The sequence below is a fragment of the Ignavibacteria bacterium genome (assembly GCA_025612375.1).
GTDB lineage: Bacteria > Bacteroidota > Ignavibacteria > Ignavibacteriales > SURF-24 > JAAXKN01.
This window is the reverse complement of sequence record JAAXKN010000022.1, coordinates 56,309-73,534: the sequence shown is the minus strand read 5'-3', so window position 1 is coordinate 73,534 and position 17,226 is coordinate 56,309. Positions and strand designations below refer to the sequence as shown.

The window sequence follows — 17,226 nt, the reverse complement described above, 5'->3', positions numbered from 1 at the left end:
GAATACTTATGACCCTAATGCCATTTTACCTGGGGAATACTTATGGCCCCTGACAAAAGTATGAACGCAAAGAACTAATGCGCTTTACCATTTGATTATTGTTAAAAAATCTGTAATGGGAAGCCCATAATTCGAAAACATCGTTAGATAATAATTTTTTTATAGAAATATTTTTCTCATACAAATTAGAAATCGAATGCTCTAATAAATCCGTGAACTTATCGGACAAATTCAATTCCGTAAAGTTATCAGCCACTTCATAAATTGATTTTGAATTATATTCTTTAAATGGATAAGCAACGTAATCTTTTATTTTTTGTTTTTCTTCAGTCGAAGTAATTTCGACTTCACGCCAAAATTTACTTTTAAAATGGTCATTAATTATGTCTTGAGCAATCTGAAGCTCTTTAAAAGAATTATCTAGGTCCAAAGATTTGATGGAACCTTCGAAAATATATCCAATGTCATGTAAAATACTTACAAAAGGCCAAATACTAATAAAAATATCATCTTTAGCTTCTCTATTTATTCTTTTCGTATAATTAAGAAATGATTTCCTATAACAGGTAGAATTTTCATAAAAATAAAAACCTATAAGATAGTTATATAGTGTGTGTGATGTATGATCACGTTGTTTTTCGTAATTGATATTACCGCTAATCTCTCTTCTCAAAAGTGACTCTCTAAAATATTGTGCATCATCAATATCGGTTGATTTTAATAGCTTTTTTGATAGTTTTAAAGCATATTTTAATCTTGCATCATCATTTGTGGAAAACAAAAATTCTTTTACTAAGAGTAGTGCGGCTGCATCTTCACCTTCCTGTGGAAAAATTAAACGAGGAAAATCTTCAAAAAACTGCATTAATACAGATGGAAGATTATTTTTTAGCAAGAAATTTCCAGGTTTTTTTTTTCTAGACATAATTAATTCTATATCCTTAAATTCTTAAGATCTAAATAAAATTGATCGTTTATCATAATTAAGCCAAAACATAATTAAATCTGAAATGAGTTTCAAATTGTTTAATTATGTTGAAAAGTGGAAAGCAATCTGAAGGAAAAGGGTGAGTTATAACTTTTTCTTCAGATTATAAGTTCCAGCCCCAAAACTCCAATCGAAAATATCTAAGATAAGATATCTAGTTAAAGAAAAAGGCTAATCTAAACGATTAGCCTTTTAGAAAATTAACTCGACCAACTATTGAACTGAAAAGTCCATAAAATAAGTTTCTTCATCAATTTTATAAAAATCAACATCAGTTCTTCCATATCTAACCAAATCTTCTTTTCTCACCTCTGCTCCATTAGGCAATCCAAGTCTATTTCTAAAATATTCTCCAAGTAAACTGTTGTTTAATGTGGAGTGAATTGCTTTGCCATTGTCTTGAGCTCGCGCACAAATAATAGACTTTTTGTCATCAGTAAGAACTGTGAAATGAACTGGGCGCGGGGGAAAGAAATTTGTTTTGTAAATCGAAGAGGGTAATCGAATATAAGCCTGATTTGGCTCTCTTCCTACTTCCGGCCGCTGACCCCAGTTAAGTCCGGAACGTTTTGGCAAATCACCTCCTCTTTCCAAGAAGGAAACTGTAACTCTAGGGAACGCACTAACATCAGATAAAGTGTACATTGATTCTTTCTCCTCATCTGTTGAATAATTTTTAGGTGTTCTTTCTGGTATGTAAAATTTAATGTAATTGTCAACTTCACCATGTGTGCAGTAGATCGATTTTCCTTCAAGGAAATTGTAATATCCTAAAGCTTCTTTCGGATCACAAGGTTGCATAACTTCCAATTGGCACTCACTGAAACCTGTTTGTGTATAATTAGCTGAGCCGCAAAAAGCATAAACTGGAGTATTCTCCTTACACCAAATATAAACTTTTGAATGAACAGCGGGCGGATCATATAGATAACTGCATCGGAACTGGTTTTTTGAAAGTGATTGACTCAACTGGATAAAGCTTATGTGATCTTTTAATGGCAATCCTCCATCAGGGCACATACCGATTAGCAAAGAAATATTGATATGTGTTTTTAGTTTCTCTTCAATTAATTCTATATGTTTAGATGCCATCGTAGGAGAAGCAAAACCTGATACAATAAAAAGACTATCAGCCCCTTTTTTTACAGGCTCAATAAGAATTGATTTAATAAGATGACCTGTCAGCATATAACGTCTCCATTTATTCCAGAGTTACCCAAAGTTTATTTCGAGTAAATTATTATTGTAAATCCGCTATCCTTCCAATTCTAAATCTCAATATTAGATGTAATTTGTGGATATTCAATTCCGGCGAAACTTTTAAGGACCGATTCTAAAATAATCTTAACTCCCGAAGGGGGAACAGCCATTCCTATTTGCTTACGGACACTTTCTTTGGAACCAGAGAAAATAAAAGTATCAGGAAATGTTTGGAGCCTAGCCCGCTCTCTATTTGTCAACGCACGATTTTCCTTCCAGTGGTAAACATGTGTCCCGCCGCCTCCGCTTCCTGTTATTGTATAAGCAGGTTTAGATTCATCTAATCTTTTGTATATTTGACTTATTTTTGCACTCTTTACGTTTAATTTTAGATGTTGGGGGAGATCAGCTGTAAAAGCATTTTCGCCCTGCTTAATATACTTCAGTCTTTCAATTACAACGTCAGATTGATTAGTAAGCTCATTATTTGGCGCATCTTTTGGTATTGGAGGATTCTCAATAGCATTTTTACAGCTTACATTGATAGCCTTATAAGGAAGTGGTGAAGGAATACCAAATTTTATATTCAAATCCTTTCTTATTCCGATTATTATAATCCTATGTCTTGATTGAGGAACGCCATACAGGTCGAACTTATAAAGATGAGGATATACTAAGTATCCAGCACTGGATAGCTCACTCAATATCTTATCAAAGGCTGTTCCATCGTTTGAATTTCTAAGTCCACCAACATTTTCTGCAAGAAACCATTTAGGTTTGAAAAATTTTAATGCTTTTACACCATATTCATATAATGGTCCATAAATACCATCCATGCCTTTCTGTTCACCTACGACGCTAAAATCATTGCAGGGAAATCCAAAAGCAAGAGCATCTATTTTTGAAATATTAAGAAGTTTATTGTAATCCAGCTTCCGAATATCCTCGCAAATTACACTTTTGGGATTGTCGGGGCATATATTATTGCGGAAAGTCGCACAAGAATCTTTATCATAATCTGTTGCCCAGACATGTGAAATTTCAAAAACTTCTTTATCTGTACAGGCTTTTGCCATTTTTGCAGCTAGTCCAATCCCCCCTGGACCACTAAACAGTTCTCCAAGTCTAAAGACCATATTGTCCTTTTTATAGTATTCTAATTCGAAATATTTTGATTTCAATAATACGCATTAACCCAATACAATATCAATCTGATTTAGTGATTTTCTTAACAATACTTTCTAAAGTATGATCCTTCTTTTGGGGTCTAGTTAACTCACATTCCCACACCGTAATCACTTTCCATCCAAGTTTTTCTAAACTTCTTTTTACTGACTTATCTCTTTGCTGGTTAGATTCAAATTTTTTTCTCCAATAAATAATGTTTGACTTTGGCATTGTTGCTCTGCTGCAATTTGGATGCCTGTGCCAAAAACATCCTTGAATAAATATAACAGTTTTGTATTTTGATAAAACGAGATCAGGCTTACCCGGTAATACTGCGCTGTACAATCTGAATCTGAATCCTTGTTTGTGTAAAAATGATCTTACAATTAGCTCGGGTTTGGAATTCTTTGAGCGGATCCGGCTCATATTCCAGCTTCGTTTCTCCTTTGATAAATGATCTGCCAATATGAACAACCTTTTATTTATTTCTCATTATACTTTTAGGCTATCTTTGAATCTAGAGCTTGCTTTCAATTTCGGACAACATTTTCTCGGATTTATCCTTATCAAGATATTCAAGTACAGTCAATGAAAGACGCTGCATATACTTCTTTATAACTGACCTATAAATCTTTCGATTCTTAGCTGACAGATTCTCTACCAGGGAATTGATAGAATCATATGTTTGACTGCATCTTCTTTCCATGCAATCATCGACAAATTGCTGTCCGGCTTTAAAAAGTTTACTTGTGAGATTATAATTCCCGTCCTTTTGTGTAAGCTGAGCACCAAGCCAGAGTCTATAAAAGGTATTCTTCCTTATCTCGCCAAGAAATCTATCCCTGGTAATTGTTGACTCAAAGGGTTTCCATCTATGCCTCACAAGTTCGGGAAATTGTGCAACAGATAGAAAGAACCAAATCTCTTTGTCGGCAGCTTCTCCAGGAGTTAGATTTAACTCTTTATGAATTATCGGAGCAAGATATGCATCAATACCTGGATCATACTTGGGATATTTATTGATGCAAAAATCGACTGCTTTTTTCAGCTCCGTCAGATCAACTTTTCTTCCAAAATCTTCATACAGATCTGAATCATTTGGGAGGACTTTATCGCTATCGCCAGACAGGAATTCTTCATCTACAAATTTCTGCCCATTTTTGTTAAGTTTCTTTAGTTCCATTGTTTACTCTGTCCAAGTTATGTTTAATAGAGAGGATATAGCTTTCTCAGTATTAATCTTCTGACTTATTACTAGCTGTAGATGTGAGAAAATTTCAGCAAATCTTTGATAATCATTTATTCTGGAGAGAAATTCATCAAGAATTTTTTCATTTTCCGAATTATCTATTACTTTATGAACAAATTGTAAAAGTACTGCTTTCTGCCAATCAGATAATTCCTCAGCTTTCTTTATCCCGATACTTGAGGAAAGGATTAGCGCCTGCCATATTGATTGACTAATATTGTTAAAAATAGCATCTCTGATTGCCGATACTTTACCATAATGACTCTTATTTTCAAAATAAACTTTTAAATTTGGTATACCTTCATTTAGGTAGAGTTTCGGTGCATCACCCTCAAAATCTAAATAATACATCTCATTTTTGTATTTTTTCCTAATCTTATTTCGAGATTGGCTAAAATTCTCCCACTCTATATGAAGATGCTGTCCCGGAATTGCTGAAGACTTATAGATGACAAGCTTCCATTCATTTGAGGATAGGATTTTTTCGCCCATTCGTTTTGCATAGCCTGATACGGGATCTGGAGAATCTGCAGATCTTACTATCACGAATGAAAACTGTACTTCATTCGAAATATCTTTTTTATCAATTTTGAGCTCTCCTTCCCATTTCGTATTTCCTTCCACTGCCTGCATTTTTATGAATTTCCGCCATTTTGCTTCTTTACACGAATATATAATCAATGCCTCATACCCCGGTGAGTAGGATTCAGGAAATGGAAATACGTCATTGATCCAATTACCGTCTAGTTCAATTGAAAGTTTGATGGCGGCTTTATCCCAGTTCTGATCTGTTAAATCAATTGTAAAATTATCTTTATCAACAAATTCCATTTTTTCTTTATGATCGAGTAAAAAAGAAGAGATGGTTAATTCTATTTGAGAGTTTAAATAGCTATAAGGATAAAAAACCTCCTTTTTTGTTATTAAGACCATTAATCTTCCTCCTTTGCAGCAATGTTTATTTGAACTTTGCAGGAATCTGGGTCAACCGGATAAGAATCAGGTCTTGTATCGCCGCTAAATTCGACTACATTTCTCCCCGCAGGAACGTTTATTATTGCCTTATGATCTATGATTTTAGAATTTCCAGTTGATACCGTTAATTTATTAATAATTGCATTCTCTGTTTCGTTTTCTTCATCAAGAAACTGAAACTTAACTTCAGCTGTCCAGTTCTTCTTTATTTCAGGATTTGCTTTGATTCTACCTTTAAAATTCCAAATGTCATTTTTCAGATAGGCGCTCATATTATCAAATTTAAATAAGCGTTTTTCACCTCCCCCTGCTTCTCCTTTCCCCAGCCGGAATTTCTGCTGCAGCAGTTTGGGCCCTTCTTGTCCTTGAGGAATATCTTCTGAAACCTCTTTTCTAAGGACATTATAAACGTTTCTTTTCATTTCGGCTAGTGCAGAATTAGAGCCTCGTTTATAAAATTCATGCAGTTTAGAATAAGCATCCCAATCATTATGTGACGGAGGTTCGGCTGTAGTTAGAAAAATTTCCAATGTTTCATTGCATGGATCATTTTCAATTCTGCCCTTCCCGCAAACTAAAAAGGCATGGAAGGGCTTTGCGGTCATTGAAATATCTTGTTTGTTTTCATACTTAATTATCATTCGTGATCCACGAAAAAAACCTAAGTAGTTTATCCTATATTTTTCCTCTTTAGGGTCAGATAATCTTATTATTAAAGTTGCTTTGCAATGAGTCGTATGACCTGAACTATCTATTCTAGGGGGGATAGCAACTTCTATTTCTCTTTTTATTACATCTCCAATGCTGGTTAACTTTTCTTTTAATGTACCGCTTTCATATGCCTTTAAAGCCTTTACAAATGGACTTGAGATTCCCTCTTCCTTAATGTCCTTGTGAAGTCGGAGTTTTTTGTTTTCCCATAATTCGAAAGAAACTTCAAGACTGGGAGCAGAGCAGAAAATACAGGGCCAAAACCATTCTAGAACAGCTTTCTCCATATCGGCAATTATTTCTTCTATTTCCCTTTCTTTATCTTCATTTGGCTCGTAAAATCCCGCGATTAATATAGAAGTGCCGGATTGAATTTCTGAACCTCTTCCAATCTTAATTTTTTCAGCAAATTCTTCCGCATTATTTCCCCACATGGATACAGATCTCTTTCCTTGGGAAATGCTTTCTATATTCCCATACCAACCGTCTGCGGTATATTTGTCCTTGCCGATTTCATGCCAAGTTAGGTTTGCTCGTCCTATCAGTCTGCATGTTTCCTGTGTCTTCCCAACATATTTCAAGTGTGAATTAAAGAACACGACTGAAATTTTTGAAAATGCCCATAATACAGCCTTGCCCAGCCCGTGACTCCCTCCAGCATTGCCAGATTGTTTATTGCTAAATAATTCATCTCGGACTAAAGATGAAAAATTCATCCTTTCGTGTATTGGTTCTTCATATCCGAATTCAGGACCGCACAAGCCGCTTGTATTTTTTTCTTCAATTATTAAGAGCAAAAGTTTTTTCTTTTTTTCAATCTCTTCAAGCGCTCTTTTCAGTTTCGCACCCTTATTTCCATTCCTGCTGGTTTTGATATGCTCTCTGAGATTATCCCATTCTATTTTATTTAGGAATTCATGAAGCTCTTCACCAGACAACTCGATAAATTTAAATGTAATTTGGGCAGGGGATTTTTGATCCTCTTCTTTTTGATCTTTTGTATTTTGAATTACCTCTCTGATGAATGTAGATAAATCTGTTGCAAATACTTGTTCGGCGGGATCGCCCATAAGTCTTTTCCCTGAAGCAGGTGGTTCGTCAAATATCCAACCTCTTGACATTTTGATACCTTTAGTGTAATTGTTAATGATCTATAATCATCATTCTTGGGCTCAGAGATCTTTAGTTCTCAGTTATCTAGTCCTTTTGTGGAAATATATTCTTGCATATTTTATAGTTAAGTATTATTTCTTCTTTCTTTCAAGTTCTCTTCTAATCAGCTTATATATAGTATTGCCATCGTAGTCCATTTCAACAATATCATATACAAGCTTTTTTTTTGTATAATCGATATTTAATTCATTGAAAAAGCTTTTTGTATTAAGGTAATAGTAGTCTCCAGCCTTATTTACTTTAAGTGCGTTTTCATCAAAGTCATTTGTATGCATAAGATATAAATTACTATCTCTTGTATCGGATCCATTAGTGCCGATTTTTACGTAGCTTTTTTCATCAATATTTAATTTCTTTACTGCGCCGCTTGAAAATCCCATGTTCCCATCTCTGTGAACGGTTAATTTAATAATGCCTGTAGCTAGTGCCGGTTTCCAAAAATTTATTTTCATAACAATCCTTGTTGGTTTATGTTTAAAATAGCAAAAAACTTGTGTCATGTCAAGTTCCAATTTAATAGAAATTAATAAATCAAATAGTATTGCAATTTGTGTGCTCATTTGTGCGCTGGAATGGTTCTGTTGTATTCGATTTTTATGAACTTCATGTGGGGCTATTTCGATACGATAAATGTATGATTTGAAAATTCCCCATAATACAAATTTGGGACTTTTTCTGTGAGGAATCTGCACTCTACACCTTTATGAAATCTTTTTTCGGCAATTGATTATTATCAGGCAGGCAAAAGGTGGAAACATAATTTTATATCCCCACCCCCGCCAAAAATCAGATCTCTGCCGCGTGATGGCTGCCGAAAAAGGCCGCTATTATAGTGCCGAATAACAGCATGGCTAAAACACCCCCTATCAGCATCCAGAGCAATGTGGCTTTGGCCCAGTTCGCTTTGTTTGCATTTACTCCGCCTCCGAAGGCCCAGACAAATAACATCACTATGCCTACAACCGGTATGGCTGTTATCAGAATCGTTATAAACCAGTCGCCTGTGCTGATAGGATAATTTGAGGCTGAAACACCTGACTCTCTTCTTTCTTCTGTGTAAACTTCATTCATACCCATGCTCCTAAGTGTTTGTTTTATTTGATGTTAATGAAAACAAAATCTATATAAATGTTGTTATATCAGCAGAAGCGGACCTTTAGAATCGACCAGGGCAAGTTAATACATTAAATATTAAGAGTAAATGAAATGTTTGTAAGGCTAAATATTATTGAAGTATGGTATTATTGAGTGGAATTAAGAGGCGGAAACATTGTATCTCCGCCTCAGCTTATTTTACATGTCCCATGAGTAACGGTGAGTGTAGGCTTTGTATACTACGTAGGCAAGTATGCCGGCTATAACGCCAAGTATCAATACCCATATAAGCATAGCCTTAGCCCAGCTGCTCTTGTTCTCGTTCGCCCCGCCGCCAAATGCCCATACAAAAAGCATTATTAAACCGATCAGCGGTATGGCTGTTATTAATATGGTTAAAAACCAGTCTCCTGTTGTCACACTAGGATTTGCACCTGTATTACCTGCAGATGTAGCATTCGAAGCGGCAGCATTTGATGTCTCCTGTCTTTCCTGAATATCAGTATCGTTCATATCCTGTATGTCCGTATATTTGTTTTAAGTTGTCTGTGCGGTAAAAATGATAAAAATCAAAATTTACCCCGTTTAAAATAACAAAGCTCCGCGTAAAATCCTCGGAGCTTTGCCATTTTTCATCCTCCGGAACCGCTTAATACCTGCATACCTCGCCGCATAAGAACCTGTGGAAGAAATAAAACTTCACTGCGTCAAAATCATCACGGTCCAGGTAATCTATTATGCTGTAGTATATCTCCCTTATCTCAAGCTCCAGCGCCTCACGGCTCGAGGTGTATAATATGTTGGTGGGGTAGTAATTGCCCGCTACGGGATTGTATAATATGTCGTCGTACCTGTCCTTCTTCCAGATGCTTACCCCAACAACGGGCTCACTGCCGATGGCGTAAATGGACGATTCGAACGATATGTACGTGGAGGGATTTACTTCGTAACCGGGATAGCGGATCTCCCGCTCGGGATGCGTGTCGGGACAAAACCTGAACTCAATGCCACGCATGGCGTTGATGTCCCTTATCACGCTTAGGGGACCCGTGGGGTAATTGCACAGTATCTCCTTTAAGATGTTGTTCATCGCTATGTTTAAGTACCGCCTCTGCTCCGGAAGAAAGGAACATTCACGTACCATATACAATTCCAGGAATGCATTGACAAGCCGGTTCTCATCGGTTTTCATTGTGACCTCCTTTATGTTGATGTCGTAATCCATATCCAATTTTGCAGATGGCGTATTCTGCATTAATTACCCCTATAGGCAGAGCGTCCCTTCGGGACTTGCTGATTGCGTAATTAAAAATGCTCTCCCTGGCCCTGCCTTTGGGTTTTACAGTTGAACGTCGAACGTAGCACGTTGAACCTGTAGAGATTTACGATATTTTCTCTGCTCCAATTGGATTGGAATTTGAAGGTTTACATGAGGATTTTGTTCTTTGAACCATTACCATACTTCCTTATGATAAATTAAGGCTCCAATGAACACTTGCGGTAAGTGTAAGTTTGTAAATTGTTTTAATTTTTGTTGTGCTCTGGAGCAACAAAAACGTTCGATGTGCAAAGTCCAACGGGAAGAAATGGCGATAGTAAATTCTGCTTCCCTTATGATGCTTTCTGCATCCCGGAATAGGAATGAATGCTTCTCAATACATCCTGCAGCTGATCTTTCAGAACTTCAACATCATAAAGGTTCTGCAGGTTCAGCCAGAATGTCTCGGACATTCCGAAAAACTTTGCAAGCCTTAAGGAGGTATCGGGCGTAATTCCCCTTTCTCCATGCACTATCTCATTAATACGCCTTGCCGGAACATTAATCTCCTTGGCAAGCCTGTACTGTGTGATTTCCATTGGCTCCAGAAACTCTTCAAGCAGTATCTTCCCTGGATGTACCGGGGCGAATTTCTTAACTGTTTCTTTTCCGGTTTTCATATAAATAACCTTTCTTTATTATAGCAGAAAGCTTCTGCATTCTTTGCAAAACTAATGATAATCAGTTACTTCAACATCAAAGGCATTAGAATCCTGCCAGTAAAAACAAATACGGTATTTCTGATTTATTCTGATGCTGAATTGCCCTTCACGGTCCCCGCTCAGTTTTTCCAGCTTATTGCCAGGAGGAACTCTTAAATCTTCCAATCTCACAGCAGCATGAATCATTGCTAATTTTACCCATGCTTTTTCAAGGAGATTTGCCGGGACCGCCCGTGAGTGTTCCCGGTTGAATATCTTCTCGGAATCCGAGTTCTTAAATGAGCGTATCATATAATGCAATAATAACGCTTTCCGTTATTATTAGCAAGTCAATTGGAAGGGATATTTTGTAATTAAACCGGCCTTTAATCACGGTTTGTGCTTATCCGTTCCCCCTGCCTTCACTTTTTAATTTTTAATTGAGATTCTATCCTTACGCACGTCATAGTAAGCGACCCTCCCACGGGAGCGTCATTAAAGAAGGTTACGTTTTCATCCTCTTCCTTCAATGCCAGCGCGTAGAGTAACGGCAGGTAATGCTCGGGCGTGGGAACGGCCAGGTGTATTGCCGTGCCCTGCTGCTTGTAGTTTATAAGATGAGCGTGATCGCCCTGCATTATATATCCTTTCATCTTGTCACTCGCCTCCAGCGCCCAGTCGTATGCGTAGCCCGGTTGGGTCAGCTTGTCCCACGCCACCATCCCCAGGTTATGCACCATGTTGCCGCTTCCCATAATTAAAACACCCTTTTTCCTGAGCGGCGCAAGCTCTTTTGCAAGCTCGTAGTGGTACTGCGGCCCCTGATTATGATCCAGACTCAGCTGCACTACCGGAACGTCCGCTTCGGGATACATGTGCTTTACCACGCTCCAGCAGCCGTGGTCCAAACCCCATTTGCTCTCAAACTCAACATCCGTCTTTGTAATAATTTCCCTCGTGTCGTGCGCAAGGGCGGGACTCCCGGGCGCGGGATACTCCACGCTGTACAGCTCCCTGGGGAAACCCCCGAAGTCGTGTATAGTTATGGGCTTTTCCACGGCCGTTACATACGTCCCCCTCGTTTCCCAGTGCGCCGAGATGCACAGTATGGCATTGGGGCGGGGAAGCGTACGCCCGGCCTCGCGCCAGCCTTCAACAAATTCGTTCTCCTCAATTGCATTCATGGGCGATCCGTGCCCTACAAAAAGCACCGGCATCTTCTCCGTTTTCGTGAACCGGTCCGTCATTTTTATAAATTCTTTTGTATTCATGGCAATTCCCTTCAATAAGCGGCTTTATTATTATACTTATTTTTGTTAAATATGTCCTGCCGGTTTAACACGGGCCGGCAGGTCTTTATCTTAATATAACAAGTCTTACCTTAATATATAATATGAGAGGAAATCTTTGAGAAAGCCAAATAAAATTCTTAGCCTCGGCATGCTTCTGATAGGAATTACTTATATACTGAAACATTTTTACGCCGGACTGCCGGATTTTCTTGAGGGATTTATGATCGGACTGGGACTGGCGCTGGAACTGGCGGGAATTTTTGGCGCATCACCGGCCTATCCCAAGCTTCACAGCCTCAAAACCAGGCTTTTAAAAAAGCTCTTCAGGCAGAACGCCTGACAGTATGGCGGTTATAAAAAAGCCCCGGACCTTATTAAAGGCCGGGGCTTTTTTAATGCGTGAAAATCTTAGTATGTCCTTATTACAAAATCATCGAACCATGCTTCCGTAAGCGTGTTGAACGCATAGATAATCGGTCCGGCACTCCTGTCCTTTATTGCCTCAAGTGCAAATCCGGCCATTTTGCCATTAATATAGAAATACATAAGTCCGTTTACCTCGCATTCCACTTTCAGGCGGTAGATCTTTGTGCCCGGCTTTGTATCGTCTTTAAAGGGCTGAGGCTCCTTTATGTCCATTACATAATTTCCATCGGCATCAACCAGAAAGTCGCTGCCTCCTATTCTAAGCCCTGCGCCCCTGCTGTGCGCGCTGCTCATAAGGCCCACAGTAACCTCCACGCTGAAGGCTTTTGAAGGCCTTCCCTGATCGTCGAAAGAAGGAAGCACATCGTTGTTTGCCTGGTAGAAAGGCTGGTTGGGATACCTTGTGCTCGACCTTGTTTCAGTATACAGCATGTTGCCCGACGTATACTGCGACACGTCCGAGCCGGTATATGCCTGAAGCTCGGGGAAGCGGGCCGCAAGGTGAAGCTTTCCCTTGTCTGTAAGAAGGATCTGGTTTCCCGACCTGTCCATCCCCTGCAGCGAGGGTTTGTCCAGATTATAGTCTTCCTTAAAGGTTATTTTGTTTAGTTCAAATACCGGCTTCGAAACCTTAAGCTCTTTAATTGTCAGGTTCTCAATGCCTGCGGTCTGCTTGCCGAATACCAAAAGTCCCGTTGAATACCCGAAGACTCCGTAGAAGGGAAGTATATCCACAAGCTGGTTGTCTATATAATACTCCACAAAGCTTCCGCATTTTTTCACCATAAGCGTATTCTCAGTGCTCTTAAGGAACCAGGGCGCCTTCTTCCAGCCGGTTGTAATTGTATTGTCATCAATGAAGCTGATACATTTGAAATAGCCGTCGCGGCTGATCAGAAACTCATTTGCATGCTTCCAGTCCCTCTGCCCCCATACAATTCCATAACCCTGCGTGGTATCGCCGCTCACCCATTTAATTTTCTCGCTGATAATAAAATCCTCTTTGGGATCTATATAGAACTCGTCCCACACGGCATGGCCGTCACCGGTGCTGTGTGTGCATTCAAGAATGCCGGGTTTCCAGAGCTTGGTAAAGCCGTTCTGTGTGTTTTTATCGGAGAAAGGGCCCTCGTTCTTCTGCAGTGTCTCTTCGGCAGTTGTAACTTCCTGCAGCACTTTGGGATATGTTCTTGCCTGGGTTATCTTCAGGTTGTCGAATAATACCTTCTGCTTATTGTAAACTATAAATCCCGCCTCGCTGCCTGCAGGACTTATGTTTTGTGCCTTAAGGGCCAGTGTGCCGTTAACATAAAAATAAAGTGAATCCCTTACTTTTGATATCTTTATGAGGTTTTCTGCCCCGGGCTGATAACTGGCGGAGACTGCGGTTTCCTTTCCTGAAACTGCATTCAGGTAGCGGCAGCTTCCTTTTTGATTAAGAGAAAACTCCTGGTATCCTTTCCAGTTAAAGTATCCCCATAAAATGCCGTAGTAGCTGCTGTCTGTACCGCTTACCCATTTTGCAGTGCACTGTATTTCATAATCGCCGCCTTCGGAAAGGAATACGTTTTTGGAAGACTTAAAAGCATCTTTGCTTCTGCTTTCAAATGAATATACACCGTCTTTTACGCCTTTTACAGAACTGGAATCTTTATCGCTGCCGGCCCAGTTGTTCCTGTTGTCGCTGAAGTCGTCCGAAAGCAAAGTAACAAGCCTCGTCCCGGCTGCCTTCTGGTTCACCTGATCCATATACACTGCAGCGTCAGCGTCCCCAAGCTCGGTAACTACCAGCTTGTCATATTTTACCTTCATCTTTGCGTTAAGCACAAGTCCTATCTGTTTTCCTGCAAAGCCGTCCGCTCTGATGGCATCCACAAAAGAAGGAACCAGCTTATCCTTCAGGTCATCAATAAAAGTATCGTTCAGGTAAAAGCCTATCCAGTCGTTAATCTTCACGATCCTGATCTTGTTGGAATAGTCCCGTGCGTAAACGCTCTGGTTTTTTACCCATCCTGTGCTTTCAATAATGCCCTGGTAAACGTGTGTTATTTTATAGAAGCGGGTGGGAGTAACCAGAAACTGGTAATAGTTGTTCCAGTTCTTATAGCCGAAGATTATGCCGTAGCTGTAGTTGTCCTCACCCTCAACGAGCTGGCATTCGGTTTCAATGGAAAAGTTCTTTGAATAGTCGAGCGCTGTCTCCCTGAAAATCTCGGTGCCGTTATCGTTGGAAGTTTCAATTATGTAGCAGCCTTCGTCAATTGAGGTCTCAACCTTATCCTCATCAAGCATGGGCCAGTTGTTGCTGTTGTCATAAAACGATTCGTCAAGAATAACCTTTGAGCTCTGCGCGCATATTGGAGCAGAAAGGACAAGTGCAAGAAATAGCAGTCCGGAAAGTTTTTTCATTAGTATCCCCCTAATATATTTGAAATAAGAATTTGCCTTCGGGCTGGAGAGAAAGAGTAAATGTTCAGGTCCAATAATAACATAAAAAGATCTTTTTGGCCACAATTATCTTCTTCTTCCTTCAGTTTAATGAAACTATTGCTGCATTAAATCCGTTTAAGTTGAAAAGAAAAACTGCTTTAAAAAGCATTTGCTGTTAAGGATATTTTTAAGAGGATTTAATGAATACAGATAATAAAATGAAGGTGGAAGTCTGGAGCGACATAGTCTGCCCGTTCTGCTATATGGGTAAACGCAAGTTTGAAATGGCGCTTGAACAGTTCCCATATAAAGATAAGGTACAGGTGGAGTGGAAAAGCTTCCTCCTTAACCCCGATGCCAAAACCGATACTTCAATAAACGTATACGACTATCTTGCGCGCCAGAAAGGCTGGAGCATGGAAAAGGCCCGTGAGATTAACCGCCAGGTTACAGAAGCCGCCGCCGGGGTTGGACTTGAATATAATTTTGATAAGGCGGTTGTTGCAAATACGCTTAAAGCCCACGCCTTCCTGCAGTTCGCAAAGAAAAAGGGAATGCAGAATGAAGCCGGAGAAAAACTCTTTAAGGCTTATTTTACGGAAGGGAAGAATGTGGACGACATACCCGTACTGGTTGAAATAGCCGGTGAACTGGGTCTCGATACCACGGGACTTCATGAGGCACTTGAGAATGGAACCTACATGGATAATGTGCGCGCGGACCTATATGAGGCTCACCAGTTCGATATCCACAGCGTCCCTTTTTTCCTCTTCGATGAGAAGATAGGCGTAATAGGCGCCCAGCCTGCTGAGTACTTCCTGGACGTCCTCCAAAAGGTGTATAACCGCTGGATAAAGCATAACCCTGAAAGCAATAATGGCTTCAGCTGCTCCTCGGACGGAAACTGCTGAGCAATAAATTTCAGGACAGGAGCCTCTCCCTTCTTAACTCCAGGGATGCCAGATAGAGCGTCTTCATATCATCAGGAAGAAAGGACCTTTGAATCAGATCCTTAATTCCTTCTTCGTGCGAAACTATCTCTTTCAGGATTTTATCTATCCGGCTTTTGACGGGAGGGGCCATTATCTTCAGCGCAAATTCATAAAAATCAGCGCGCGTATATTTGCTTCCCGCCTCATAGGCTTCAGTTGTATAATCCCCTGAAAAAAGCTTAAGAGCTGTATCCGATTCACCAGGAACGTGAAGGGAAGTATTCATTAGGTCGTAAGCGGGCGTAAGAAGATAATCCCCGAATTCACTGTTTCTTTGGAGAGAGAAATTTTTAAGGTGTGCATCTCCGTTCGAGACGAGATAATTAAACAATACAAGCCTGAAAAATTTTTCCGCCTCAATGGCATAAGCCCCTATATGCTTTTTCATGTGAAAGGCTATATCTTCGTATGAAGACTCGTATTTGTAGTTCCGCCCATGTGTCTCCTGAGTCCTCTGCATTATCTGTGCAAAATCTTCCTGCAGAAGCCGGTGTCCGCTTTCAGTCACATCAAACCTTTTTGTAATATAGGCCATCTCGCCGTCCGAAAAAAATATTAAGGCATTGGCGGCAGTTTTGATCTTAAAGACCTGGGAGGCAGTCTGCATGGTTACATGCTCATTTGCAGGAACAGCTGAAAGGTTCAGGTATGTCCCGCGGGGAACCGGCTTAAGTATATATTCCCCCATCTCTTCAGTCAGGCTGAGCCTGTTTCCTTCCAGCCTCAGTGAATGCTTAACCTGTATGCCTGAAATTGATAGCCTTCCGCTTTGGCTGAGTTTTGCCAGATCAAAATCAGGACGGCTGAAGGGGAGGATATGGTCAACTTTCTTTCCGCCAAATAGTATCCTCCTGCATGGGCCGCAGTAGGTGGTGTGGCCTTCTCTTAAACATCCGGGACAGTAGTTCATTCCATCTCCCTTACAGTTACCGCGCCAATGGTGTCGCTGCCGGCGGTCTTAATTAAAAGTGTGAAATGATCATTTTCATCAATTTTCAACCTGCGGCATTGAATAATCTTATTTTCTCCTTCTGAAAGCAGCCCATAAAAGAAAGGGAATAGAACCTGCGCGGTAAAGGCTTCCTTTTGCTTTGGAAAACTGAGGCTTATTGCAGGAAGTCCTGCATCCTTTAGATATGTATCTTCATATTCAAAGGTATATACGTTTTCACCCTGAGTGAGCCTGCCCGCTGGAATATCATTATAATATACCAGGGCTGTTCTATCCATTGTTTACCTCCAGACTGATATGAAGACCCAGAGGCCCTAAAATTTTTTTCAGCTGCTCCAGCGTGGGATTTCCCTTACCAGTTTCAATATCCTTCAGACTGCGAATGGAAATGCCTGCTATTTCAGCAAGATCATTCTGCGAAATTCCCAGAATGCTTCGCCTGGCCTTGATGTATTTGCCTAATTCTTCTTTATCCATAGTGTATTATAATGCACTTTTAAGTAAAATTACCTCTCTTTAATGTAAAAGTCAAGGGCAAAGTGCAATATATTGCACATCCGCCAACAAAAAAGCCCCGCATCCATAAATGCCGGGGCTTTCTGTTATCTTTATATTAT

Annotated in this window: 20 protein-coding genes; 2 read left to right on the top strand and 18 right to left on the bottom strand. The window is 39.8% G+C overall.

What is annotated here, in order from left to right; translation table 11 throughout:
- Positions 1-40: 40 nt before the first annotated feature.
- From HF312_13405 to ygiD, 14 genes are all read right to left on the bottom strand, one after another.
- A complete protein-coding gene (locus HF312_13405; protein ID MCU7521211.1) occupies positions 41-925 on the bottom strand; it encodes a hypothetical protein in 885 nt (294 codons plus the stop codon).
- 276 nt (positions 926-1,201) lie between these two features.
- On the bottom strand, positions 1,202-2,176 hold the full coding sequence (locus HF312_13400; protein MCU7521210.1) for an NgoFVII family restriction endonuclease: 975 nt from the start codon (positions 2,174-2,176) through the stop codon (positions 1,202-1,204).
- An 80-nt stretch (positions 2,177-2,256) separates the two neighbouring features.
- On the bottom strand, positions 2,257-3,324 hold the full coding sequence (locus tag HF312_13395) for a DNA cytosine methyltransferase (GenBank protein MCU7521209.1): 1,068 nt from the start codon (positions 3,322-3,324) through the stop codon (positions 2,257-2,259).
- 70 nt (positions 3,325-3,394) lie between these two features.
- Positions 3,395-3,820: a DNA mismatch endonuclease Vsr gene (gene vsr / locus HF312_13390; GenBank protein ID MCU7521208.1), complete on the bottom strand. Its 426-nt coding sequence runs from the start codon at positions 3,818-3,820 to the stop codon at positions 3,395-3,397.
- A 52-nt stretch (positions 3,821-3,872) separates the two neighbouring features.
- Entirely contained in the window at positions 3,873-4,538 is a 666-nt protein-coding gene (locus HF312_13385; GenBank protein MCU7521207.1) for a hypothetical protein, read from the bottom strand.
- Positions 4,539-4,541: 3 nt separating this feature from the next.
- Positions 4,542-5,537, bottom strand: a complete 996-nt coding sequence (locus HF312_13380) for a hypothetical protein (protein MCU7521206.1) — start codon at positions 5,535-5,537, stop codon at positions 4,542-4,544.
- Positions 5,537-7,411, bottom strand: a complete 1,875-nt coding sequence (locus HF312_13375; GenBank protein MCU7521205.1) for a hypothetical protein — start codon at positions 7,409-7,411, stop codon at positions 5,537-5,539. The genes HF312_13380 and HF312_13375 overlap by 1 nt, the downstream gene beginning before the upstream one ends.
- Positions 7,412-7,534: 123 nt before the next feature.
- Positions 7,535-8,023: a hypothetical protein gene (locus HF312_13370; protein ID MCU7521204.1), complete on the bottom strand. Its 489-nt coding sequence runs from the start codon at positions 8,021-8,023 to the stop codon at positions 7,535-7,537.
- Between the two features lie 226 nt (positions 8,024-8,249).
- Positions 8,250-8,534, bottom strand: coding sequence for a hypothetical protein (locus HF312_13365; GenBank protein MCU7521203.1), 285 nt, complete (start codon positions 8,532-8,534; stop codon positions 8,250-8,252).
- Positions 8,535-8,756: 222 nt separating this feature from the next.
- Complete coding sequence (locus HF312_13360) at positions 8,757-8,978, bottom strand: hypothetical protein (GenBank protein ID MCU7521202.1); 222 nt, start codon at positions 8,976-8,978, stop codon at positions 8,757-8,759.
- A gap of 229 nt (positions 8,979-9,207) precedes the next feature.
- Positions 9,208-9,813, bottom strand: coding sequence for a hypothetical protein (locus HF312_13355; protein MCU7521201.1), 606 nt, complete (start codon positions 9,811-9,813; stop codon positions 9,208-9,210).
- Positions 9,814-10,169: 356 nt separating this feature from the next.
- Positions 10,170-10,496: a HigA family addiction module antidote protein gene (locus HF312_13350; GenBank protein MCU7521200.1), complete on the bottom strand. Its 327-nt coding sequence runs from the start codon at positions 10,494-10,496 to the stop codon at positions 10,170-10,172.
- Positions 10,497-10,547: 51 nt separating this feature from the next.
- Positions 10,548-10,829, bottom strand: coding sequence for a type II toxin-antitoxin system RelE/ParE family toxin (locus HF312_13345; protein MCU7521199.1), 282 nt, complete (start codon positions 10,827-10,829; stop codon positions 10,548-10,550).
- A 110-nt stretch (positions 10,830-10,939) separates the two neighbouring features.
- Positions 10,940-11,788 carry a 4,5-DOPA dioxygenase extradiol gene (gene ygiD / locus HF312_13340; protein MCU7521198.1) on the bottom strand — a complete coding sequence of 283 codons (849 nt, stop codon included), beginning with the start codon at positions 11,786-11,788 and terminating at the stop codon, positions 10,940-10,942.
- A gap of 136 nt (positions 11,789-11,924) precedes the next feature.
- Here ygiD and HF312_13335 point away from each other — a divergent pair, with 136 nt between their 5' ends.
- A complete protein-coding gene (locus HF312_13335; GenBank protein MCU7521197.1) occupies positions 11,925-12,149 on the top strand; it encodes a hypothetical protein in 225 nt (74 codons plus the stop codon).
- A gap of 68 nt (positions 12,150-12,217) precedes the next feature.
- Here HF312_13335 and HF312_13330 read toward each other — a convergent pair whose 3' ends face one another.
- Complete coding sequence (locus HF312_13330; GenBank protein ID MCU7521196.1) at positions 12,218-14,644, bottom strand: hypothetical protein; 2,427 nt, start codon at positions 14,642-14,644, stop codon at positions 12,218-12,220.
- A 239-nt stretch (positions 14,645-14,883) separates the two neighbouring features.
- Here HF312_13330 and HF312_13325 point away from each other — a divergent pair, with 239 nt between their 5' ends.
- Entirely contained in the window at positions 14,884-15,576 is a 693-nt protein-coding gene (locus HF312_13325) for a DsbA family oxidoreductase (GenBank protein ID MCU7521195.1), read from the top strand.
- Between the two features lie 10 nt (positions 15,577-15,586).
- Here the strand turns inward: HF312_13325 and HF312_13320 are convergent, their stop codons facing one another.
- From HF312_13320 to HF312_13310, 3 genes are read right to left on the bottom strand one after another with little or no spacing between them, the layout of a single operon-like run.
- Complete coding sequence (locus tag HF312_13320) at positions 15,587-16,567, bottom strand: HipA domain-containing protein (protein ID MCU7521194.1); 981 nt, start codon at positions 16,565-16,567, stop codon at positions 15,587-15,589.
- Positions 16,564-16,887, bottom strand: a complete 324-nt coding sequence (locus HF312_13315; protein MCU7521193.1) for a phosphatidylinositol kinase — start codon at positions 16,885-16,887, stop codon at positions 16,564-16,566. Before HF312_13315 ends, HF312_13320 begins: the two co-directional genes overlap by 4 nt.
- The gene (locus HF312_13310; protein ID MCU7521192.1) at positions 16,880-17,086 is read right to left on the bottom strand and encodes a helix-turn-helix transcriptional regulator; all 207 of its coding nucleotides are present in this window, start codon (positions 17,084-17,086) and stop codon (positions 16,880-16,882) included. The genes HF312_13315 and HF312_13310 overlap by 8 nt, the downstream gene beginning before the upstream one ends.
- Positions 17,087-17,226 lie beyond the last annotated feature (140 nt).

What these genes read in the sequence shown, in the direction of transcription:
- HF312_13405 (MCU7521211.1), bottom strand. Translation starts at nt 925, where the DNA reads ATGTCTAGAAAAAAAAAACCTGGAAATTTCTTGCTAAAAAATAATCTT.
- HF312_13400 (MCU7521210.1), bottom strand. Translation starts at nt 2,176, where the DNA reads ATGCTGACAGGTCATCTTATTAAATCAATTCTTATTGAGCCTGTAAAA.
- HF312_13395 (MCU7521209.1), bottom strand. Translation starts at nt 3,324, where the DNA reads ATGGTCTTTAGACTTGGAGAACTGTTTAGTGGTCCAGGGGGGATTGGA.
- HF312_13385 (MCU7521207.1), bottom strand. Translation starts at nt 4,538, where the DNA reads ATGGAACTAAAGAAACTTAACAAAAATGGGCAGAAATTTGTAGATGAA.
- HF312_13380 (MCU7521206.1), bottom strand. Translation starts at nt 5,537, where the DNA reads ATGGTCTTAATAACAAAAAAGGAGGTTTTTTATCCTTATAGCTATTTA.
- HF312_13375 (MCU7521205.1), bottom strand. Translation starts at nt 7,411, where the DNA reads ATGTCAAGAGGTTGGATATTTGACGAACCACCTGCTTCAGGGAAAAGA.
- HF312_13370 (MCU7521204.1), bottom strand. Translation starts at nt 8,023, where the DNA reads ATGAGCACACAAATTGCAATACTATTTGATTTATTAATTTCTATTAAA.
- HF312_13365 (MCU7521203.1), bottom strand. Translation starts at nt 8,534, where the DNA reads ATGAATGAAGTTTACACAGAAGAAAGAAGAGAGTCAGGTGTTTCAGCC.
- HF312_13355 (MCU7521201.1), bottom strand. Translation starts at nt 9,813, where the DNA reads ATGCAGAATACGCCATCTGCAAAATTGGATATGGATTACGACATCAAC.
- HF312_13350 (MCU7521200.1), bottom strand. Translation starts at nt 10,496, where the DNA reads ATGAAAACCGGAAAAGAAACAGTTAAGAAATTCGCCCCGGTACATCCA.
- HF312_13345 (MCU7521199.1), bottom strand. Translation starts at nt 10,829, where the DNA reads ATGATACGCTCATTTAAGAACTCGGATTCCGAGAAGATATTCAACCGG.
- ygiD (MCU7521198.1), bottom strand. Translation starts at nt 11,788, where the DNA reads ATGAATACAAAAGAATTTATAAAAATGACGGACCGGTTCACGAAAACG.
- HF312_13330 (MCU7521196.1), bottom strand. Translation starts at nt 14,644, where the DNA reads ATGAAAAAACTTTCCGGACTGCTATTTCTTGCACTTGTCCTTTCTGCT.
- HF312_13325 (MCU7521195.1), top strand. Translation starts at nt 14,884, where the DNA reads ATGAAGGTGGAAGTCTGGAGCGACATAGTCTGCCCGTTCTGCTATATG.
- HF312_13320 (MCU7521194.1), bottom strand. Translation starts at nt 16,567, where the DNA reads ATGAACTACTGTCCCGGATGTTTAAGAGAAGGCCACACCACCTACTGC.
- HF312_13315 (MCU7521193.1), bottom strand. Translation starts at nt 16,887, where the DNA reads ATGGATAGAACAGCCCTGGTATATTATAATGATATTCCAGCGGGCAGG.
- HF312_13310 (MCU7521192.1), bottom strand. Translation starts at nt 17,086, where the DNA reads ATGGATAAAGAAGAATTAGGCAAATACATCAAGGCCAGGCGAAGCATT.